The following is a 6707-nucleotide window of genomic DNA, read 5'->3' as shown; positions in this document are numbered from 1 at the left end:
GGTGACCCCTAGGGGAATCGAACCCCTGTTACCACCGTGAAAGGGTGGTGTCTTGACCGCTTGACCAAGGGGCCTAGTGGAGCTTCATGTCGGAGTCGAACCAACAACCTGCTGATTACAAGTCAGCTGCTCTGCCATTGAGCCAATGAAGCGTATCCATTATATTTTAATTATATAATTTTAAAAGTGGCGACTCAGAAGGGGCTCGAACCCTCGACCTCCGGCGTGACAGGCCGGCACTCTAACCAACTGAGCTACTGAGCCGCGTTTGGTGGAAACAACAGGGATCGAACCTGTGACCCTCTGCTTGTAAGGCAGATGCTCTCCCAGCTGAGCTATGCTTCCAAATATTAATGGTGACCCCTAGGGGAATCGAACCCCTGTTACCACCGTGAAAGGGTGGTGTCTTGACCGCTTGACCAAGGGGCCTAGGTTTTTTTCTTTTCTGCTGCGCTCTCCCGAGCACATTACCTATAATACCTAAAAAAATATATAGTGTCAACACTTTTTTTAAAATTTTTTTATATATTTTTTATTATGTTTTATAGAAACTCTCTAAACCAGCATTTTTACTGGGTTTTCAGGGTTTTTAATTTTTTCTATTGCTTCCCCATATCTAGCTAATAAATATTCTTTTTCTTTAACTTCTTTATTTATTTTTTTAATTTCGAAAGTACAAATTTCTAAAAATTCTTCTTTTGATATCTCATCAATACCTATATTAAATCCAGTTTTTTTGAAATTTTGTCCATTAGCAATTATTTTTACAGGCATAGTATCATTAATTACACATAAAATTTCCTTTTCCCATATTCCCCTTTTATTTACTATGTATTTATCTTTTAATAAGTTTAAACTTTTAAAATTAGTTTTTAATTCATTTTCTATTGTATCTAAAATTCCCTTATATAATGCAACTGATATTCCTCTATTTAATTTAATTTTTAGAAAATCATTATATTTTATTAAAAATTCATCAACTTCGCTTTCTGTTATAAATTCCACTTCCTCCTTACCAAAAACCTTTATTCCCTTTTGATCTGGATAGTTAACTACTACTTGATCATAGTTCATTCTTCTTAATTTTAATTCTTTTTGATAGTCTTCAGAATTATGATTAATTATTTTAACTCTCATTACCATCACCTCTTTAATAGTATTCCTTAATTCTATTACTTATATTACTAGTCCCAAATTATATAATTATTATTGCAGAACATAATTCTAAATATTAAGATATAGTTAAATTAAATAAAATTGCAGAGCTAAGTATTAATTTTCGTCATAATGTCATTAAAATTTTAGTTCTCAATTTAGATATATGAAAGGAGTGTTTAATTTGTATCATGATTTAATAATTGTTGGTGGTGGAGCTTCTGGTTTAATTGCTGCTATTACTGCTAAAGATTTTGGAATAGATGTTGCAATCGTTGAAGGCACTGATAGAATTGGTAAAAAGATTTTAACTACTGGTAATGGTAGATGTAATATCTCAAATAATTGTATAAAGTCACCTTTTATTAATTATCATAGTTCAAATCCCGATTTCCCATTTACTGCTTTAGATAAACTTTCACTTGAGGATACAAAAAATTTCTTTCTATCTTTAGGACTTCCAATTGTAGCCTTACCTACAGGAAAACTTTATCCACAATCACTTCAAGCCTCTTCAGTTGTGGATATTTTAAAAATGGCTATTGAAGATAGAAATATACCTTTATACACAAGCTGCAAAATAAAAGATATCCACAGAGGTAAAAATTTTAAGTTATCCACAACTAATGAAGAGTATAAATTATTCACAGCTAACAAAGTCATTTTAGCCTGTGGAGGAAAAACAGCTCCTAAAACAGGATCTGATGGTAGTGGATATAACCTTGCAAAAAATTTTGGTCATTCGATAACACCACTCGTTCCTGGAATAGTTCAATTAAAATTAGACTACCCACATCTAAAGGCTTTATCCGGAGTTAAATTTGATGGCTATGCAACACTCTTAGTTGATAATGAAATTGTAAAAAAGGATTTTGGAGAAATATTATTTACGGACTATGGAATATCAGGTCCTCCTATTCTTCAAATATCAGCATTAGCTTCTCAAAATACATTTAACAAAAAGAAAACTGAAGTTATAGTAGATTTATTACCTAGCTATTCAAAAGAAGAGTTAGAAGATTTCTTAGAGTGTCATTTTGCACTTCTTAGCCATAGACCTATAATTAATGCTCTTGTTGGGGTTATACATAAAAAAATAATTCCTGTTTTATTAAAGGAATGTGGCATAACTAATCTTCAAATGCCTTGTTACGAACTTTCATGGAAAGAAAAAATGAAACTAATAAATACTCTAAAAGCTTGGAAATTTACTTGTACAGGTACTAATGATTTTAATCAGGCTCAAGTTACTGTTGGCGGCGTTAATACTAAAGATGTTAACTATGATACATTAGAATCTAAGCTCGTTCCTAATCTTTATTTTTGTGGTGAAATATTAGATGTTCATGGGGATTGTGGTGGATTTAACCTTCAATGGGCTTGGAGTTCAGGATATACTGTAGCAACAGCAATTGCTCAAAATAAGTAAACTGTTGTTTATTCATAATAAAAAGTATCAAGTTTTAAAAATTAATTTTTAAAACTTGATACTTTTTATATTCTAATCTGATATTATCTTTTTCCACTTACTAGTTAGAACAGTTAATTCTTTATCCTCATTATCAGTAATTTTATGAAGTATTACTAAGCTATCTTCATACTCTTTTATTTCATATGAAGCAACTATTTCAGCTCCATATCTACATTCTTTTTCAAATATTACACTTAGCTCTTCAAGCTGATAATTTAAGATAACCTCTAATGGAAGTGATTCCACAGCCCACTCAACATATTTAACGTTATTTACATGCATATTAGAATCTATATCACCATATCTAACTTTAAAATGGTTCTTATTCATCTCCTTAGTTAACTTTTCTAACTTAGTTAACTTAATATCTGAGCAATTCTCAGAATCTACTCCATATGCTATATATTGATCTTCTGGTATTCGTACAGCTCTTCTCTTATCTATATTTATTAATAAGAAAATTCCTTCTCCATCCACTATTTTTTCATTATTTTCATCATATATTTCATAACCTCTTGATGCATAAAACTTCTTAAAACTCTTAGCCATTGTTACTACTTTTATTTTTTCTCCATATTTAGGATACCTTTTTACCCTTATATCATACTTATAAAAAACCCAAGATAGTCTTTTTTCCATTAAGTAATTAATTCCAACACCTAACTCTTCTGACTGTTTAGTTCCTATATCACAAAAATAATTAATTATAGATGATATTTTACACTCTAATTTATAATTAGTTTCATAATAATGTACTTCATACTCTTTTTCCTTAACTATTCCCATTTTCTACACCCCACCTTTTTAATTTATCAAAAAGAACCCATTATAATGGGTTCTAATATTTTTTATTTATTTAAAGCTTCTAATAATTCTTCTAAATTTATTCCATGAACATATGCTGCTTCTTCAACAGTCTCAGCTTGTGCAGATGGGCATCCAACACATCCCATTCCAAAACTCATTAATATTTCTGCTTTGTTAGCATTTAATTTTATTATTTCTCCAATTGTCATATCCTTAGTAATCATATTTAATCACCTCATCTTTATTAAAATTATTTAATAAAACTATTTTATATGAAATATATGTAAAATTCAATTAAATAATATTAATATAAACTTGCTAACCCACTATTAATTTGATTTACAACAGAAGTAATATCAATTCCATATTTTGTGGCTATTTCATTCAAAGACGAAAATTGATTCTCTGTAATATCATATGTTGGTATACCATAGCTCATTAATATATTTGCTGCTATAGGATTTTCTGCTATTGCATCGCATAAAGTTGTATATTTATCAATCATAATATGCACCTCTTATAATTTTACTTACTAATATTTTGCACACTATAAATTAATATTATACAAATAGCAAAAAGCCATATAAAAAATATTTTTATATGGCTTAATAGAATTATACTATAGAGGTTTAACTCTCATAGTTTGATCTCTTCTCGGACCTACTGATACTATTGAAATTCTAGTTTCAGTTAACTCTTCAATTCTTTCTAAATACTTTCTTGCATTTGGATGTAATTCTTCATAGCTTCTTGCTTCAGCTACACTTTCATCCCATCCATCAAACTCTTCATATACAGGTTCACATTTAGCTAAATCTTCTAAACTAGCTGGGAAGTAATCTATAATTTCATCATTGAATTTATATCCAACACACATCATAACTTTCTCTAACCCTGCTAATGTATCTATCTTAGTTACAGCTAATGAAGTTAATCCACTAACTCTAACTGAAGTCTTTAATATAACTATATCAAGCCAACCACATCTTCTTGATCTGCCTGTAGTTACTCCATATTCGTGACCTTTTTGTCTTATCCATTCTCCAGTTTCATTTTCTAATTCTGTTGGGAAAGGTCCTTTACCTACTCTTGTAGTATAAGCTTTAGCTATACCTACAGCATTAGTAATCATATTTGGTCCTATACCAACACCATTAGCTACTCCCCCAGCAGTTGTATTTGATGATGTTACGTATGGATATGTTCCATAATCTATATCTAATAACATTCCTTGTGCACCCTCAAATAAAACTGTTTTATCATCTTTAATTTCATTGTAAACTCTTACTGATGTATCTTTTACAAATGGTTTTAATTTTTCACCATACTTAGAATATTCTTCATATATTTCATCAAAACTTAATGCTTCTCCACCAAGAACATTAACAATATACTTGTTCTTCATTTCAATATTAGCCATAAGCTTTTCCTTAAATACTTCTTTATCTATAAGATCACAAACTCTTATACCACATCTCTCAAACTTATCAGTATAACAAGGACCTATTCCTTTTCCTGTAGTTCCTATATCATTTTTTCCTCTAGCTTTTTCTTTTAATTTATCTAGAACCTTATGATATGGCATAATAACGTGTGCTCTATCACTAACTATTAATTTTTCTGGAGTTACTTTTACTCCCTCTTCTTGTAAGTAATCAATTTCTGAAAAGAAAGCTATAGGATCTACAACTACACCATTTCCTATTACGTTAAGCTTTTCGTCATGTAATATACCTGATGGTATTAAGTGAAGTTTATATTGCTTATCTCCCACTTCTACGGTATGACCTGCATTGTTACCACCTTGATATCTAACAACTACATTTGCTTCTTCAGCTAAGTAGTCTGTCATTTTCCCTTTACCTTCATCTCCCCATTGAGCTCCTAAAACAATAAATGCTGACATTTAAATTGCCTCCTTTTAAGACATAGTAATAGATTATATTACATTATAATCACATATAACATGGTATCAAAGTAATTATGAAATTTCAATATTTCACCGAATATTTTTTTGCTTTATTTATATATAATTCGTATAATATTATCATAAATATATTTTGAGAAGGAGTCCTATTATGAATATATACGAAGAGTCACTAAAATTTCACAAAGAATTAAAAGGTAAATTAGAAGTATCTTCAAGAGTTAAAATAACTAATGAAAAAGATTTATCACTTGCTTATACTCCTGGTGTTGCTGAGCCATGTAGAGAAATACATAAAGATCCATCTACAGCTTATTTATATACTAGGAAATGGAACACTGTAGCTGTTATATCTGATGGTACTGCTGTTTTAGGTCTTGGAGATATTGGACCTTTAGCTTCGTTACCTGTTATGGAAGGTAAAGCTATATTATTTAAAGAATTTGCAGATGTAGATGCTTTTCCTATAGTTCTTGATACTAAAGAAGTTGATGAAATAGTTGAAACAATAGTTAGAATTGCTCCTACTTTAGGTGGAATAAACTTAGAAGATATATCAGCTCCTAGATGTTTTGAAATAGAGAAAAAATTAAAAGAAAGATTAAATATCCCTGTTTTCCATGATGATCAACACGGAACTGCTATTATAGTTTTAGCAGCATTAATAAATGCACTAAAAATCGTTAATAAAAATATTCAAGATTTAAAGATCGTTGTTAATGGTGCTGGATCAGCTGGAACTGCAATAACTAAACTTTTATTATCTTTTGGAGCTAAAAATATAATTGTATGCGATAGAGATGGTGCTTTAAATAGAGATACAACTTATTCAAATAAATATTTTGAAGAATTATCCCAAATTACTAATCCTAATAACGAATCTGGAATATTAAAAGATGTTATTAAAAATGCTGATGTATTTATAGGGGTTTCAGCTCCTAATATAGTATCAAAAGAGATGGTTTCATCTATGAGCGATGATTCTGTTATATTTGCTATGGCAAACCCAACGCCTGAAATATTCCCTGATGATGCAAAAGAAGCTGGTGCTAAAGTAATTGGTACTGGTCGTTCAGATTTCCCTAACCAAATAAATAATGTTTTAGCCTTTCCAGGAATATTTAGAGGAGCTTTAGATGTTAGAGCAACTGAAATAAATGAAGAAATGAAAATAGCTGCTGCTTATGCAATTGCTAATTCTGTTTCAGATGAAGAACTTAACTCTAATTATATTATTCCAAAAGCATTTAATTTAGATGTTCAAAAGAAAGTTGCTGAGGCTGTTAAAGAAGCTGCAATTAAAAGTGGTGTTGCAACTATATAATAATAAAAAAGTATTAGGTCAAA

General features: G+C 30.1%; 7 protein-coding genes and 5 tRNA genes. 2 read left to right on the top strand and 10 right to left on the bottom strand.

All coding sequences use genetic code 11. The features are described from left to right. Positions 1-2: 2 nt before the first annotated feature. The 6 genes from Q0G30_RS09105 to Q0G30_RS09080 all read right to left on the bottom strand — a co-directional run bounded on the left by Q0G30_RS09105 (position 3) and on the right by Q0G30_RS09080 (position 1137). Positions 3-74 (bottom strand) — tRNA-Glu (locus tag Q0G30_RS09105). Between the two features lie 3 nt (positions 75-77). Further along, positions 78-152: transfer RNA gene (locus tag Q0G30_RS09100), tRNA-Thr, on the bottom strand. Between the two features lie 35 nt (positions 153-187). Continuing rightward, a tRNA-Asp gene (locus Q0G30_RS09095) sits at positions 188-264 on the bottom strand. Between the two features lie 5 nt (positions 265-269). Continuing rightward, positions 270-345, bottom strand: a tRNA-Val gene (locus tag Q0G30_RS09090). A gap of 9 nt (positions 346-354) precedes the next feature. Next, positions 355-429 (bottom strand) — tRNA-Glu (locus tag Q0G30_RS09085). A 126-nt stretch (positions 430-555) separates the two neighbouring features. Next, the gene (locus Q0G30_RS09080) at positions 556-1137 is read right to left on the bottom strand and encodes a hypothetical protein (RefSeq protein WP_294389088.1); all 582 of its coding nucleotides are present in this window, start codon (positions 1135-1137) and stop codon (positions 556-558) included. A 184-nt stretch (positions 1138-1321) separates the two neighbouring features. On the opposite strand from Q0G30_RS09080, the gene Q0G30_RS09075 reads away from it, so the two are divergent. Further along, on the top strand, positions 1322-2584 hold the full coding sequence (locus Q0G30_RS09075) for an NAD(P)/FAD-dependent oxidoreductase (RefSeq protein ID WP_294389086.1): 1263 nt from the start codon (positions 1322-1324) through the stop codon (positions 2582-2584). 72 nt (positions 2585-2656) lie between these two features. Here Q0G30_RS09075 and Q0G30_RS09070 read toward each other — a convergent pair whose 3' ends face one another. The 4 genes from Q0G30_RS09070 to Q0G30_RS09055 all read right to left on the bottom strand — a co-directional run bounded on the left by Q0G30_RS09070 (position 2657) and on the right by Q0G30_RS09055 (position 5339). Beyond that, positions 2657-3412, bottom strand: a complete 756-nt coding sequence (locus tag Q0G30_RS09070) for an acyl-ACP thioesterase domain-containing protein (RefSeq protein ID WP_294389084.1) — start codon at positions 3410-3412, stop codon at positions 2657-2659. A gap of 62 nt (positions 3413-3474) precedes the next feature. Further along, positions 3475-3657 carry a DUF1858 domain-containing protein gene (locus Q0G30_RS09065; RefSeq protein WP_294389082.1) on the bottom strand — a complete coding sequence of 61 codons (183 nt, stop codon included), beginning with the start codon at positions 3655-3657 and terminating at the stop codon, positions 3475-3477. Positions 3658-3737: 80 nt separating this feature from the next. Further along, positions 3738-3938: a hypothetical protein gene (locus tag Q0G30_RS09060; protein ID WP_294389080.1), complete on the bottom strand. Its 201-nt coding sequence runs from the start codon at positions 3936-3938 to the stop codon at positions 3738-3740. A gap of 114 nt (positions 3939-4052) precedes the next feature. Then, a complete protein-coding gene (locus tag Q0G30_RS09055) occupies positions 4053-5339 on the bottom strand; it encodes an adenylosuccinate synthase (RefSeq protein ID WP_294389077.1) in 1287 nt (428 codons plus the stop codon). Between the two features lie 172 nt (positions 5340-5511). Between Q0G30_RS09055 and Q0G30_RS09050 the strand changes: the two genes are divergently transcribed. Continuing rightward, a complete protein-coding gene (locus Q0G30_RS09050) occupies positions 5512-6684 on the top strand; it encodes a malic enzyme-like NAD(P)-binding protein (RefSeq protein ID WP_294389075.1) in 1173 nt (390 codons plus the stop codon). The last annotated feature ends 23 nt before the right edge of the window (positions 6685-6707 follow it).

The organism is uncultured Clostridium sp., assembly GCF_934754925.1.
Classification (GTDB): Bacteria; Bacillota; Clostridia; order Clostridiales; family Clostridiaceae; genus Clostridium.
The sequence above is the reverse complement of the archived record's forward strand: the minus strand, read 5'-3'. Positions and strand labels throughout refer to the sequence as shown.

What these genes read in the sequence shown, in the direction of transcription:
- Q0G30_RS09080 (WP_294389088.1), bottom strand. Translation starts at nt 1,137, where the DNA reads ATGAGAGTTAAAATAATTAATCATAATTCTGAAGACTATCAAAAAGAA.
- Q0G30_RS09075 (WP_294389086.1), top strand. Translation starts at nt 1,322, where the DNA reads ATGAAAGGAGTGTTTAATTTGTATCATGATTTAATAATTGTTGGTGGT.
- Q0G30_RS09070 (WP_294389084.1), bottom strand. Translation starts at nt 3,412, where the DNA reads ATGGGAATAGTTAAGGAAAAAGAGTATGAAGTACATTATTATGAAACT.
- Q0G30_RS09065 (WP_294389082.1), bottom strand. Translation starts at nt 3,657, where the DNA reads ATGATTACTAAGGATATGACAATTGGAGAAATAATAAAATTAAATGCT.
- Q0G30_RS09060 (WP_294389080.1), bottom strand. Translation starts at nt 3,938, where the DNA reads ATGATTGATAAATATACAACTTTATGCGATGCAATAGCAGAAAATCCT.
- Q0G30_RS09055 (WP_294389077.1), bottom strand. Translation starts at nt 5,339, where the DNA reads ATGTCAGCATTTATTGTTTTAGGAGCTCAATGGGGAGATGAAGGTAAA.
- Q0G30_RS09050 (WP_294389075.1), top strand. Translation starts at nt 5,512, where the DNA reads ATGAATATATACGAAGAGTCACTAAAATTTCACAAAGAATTAAAAGGT.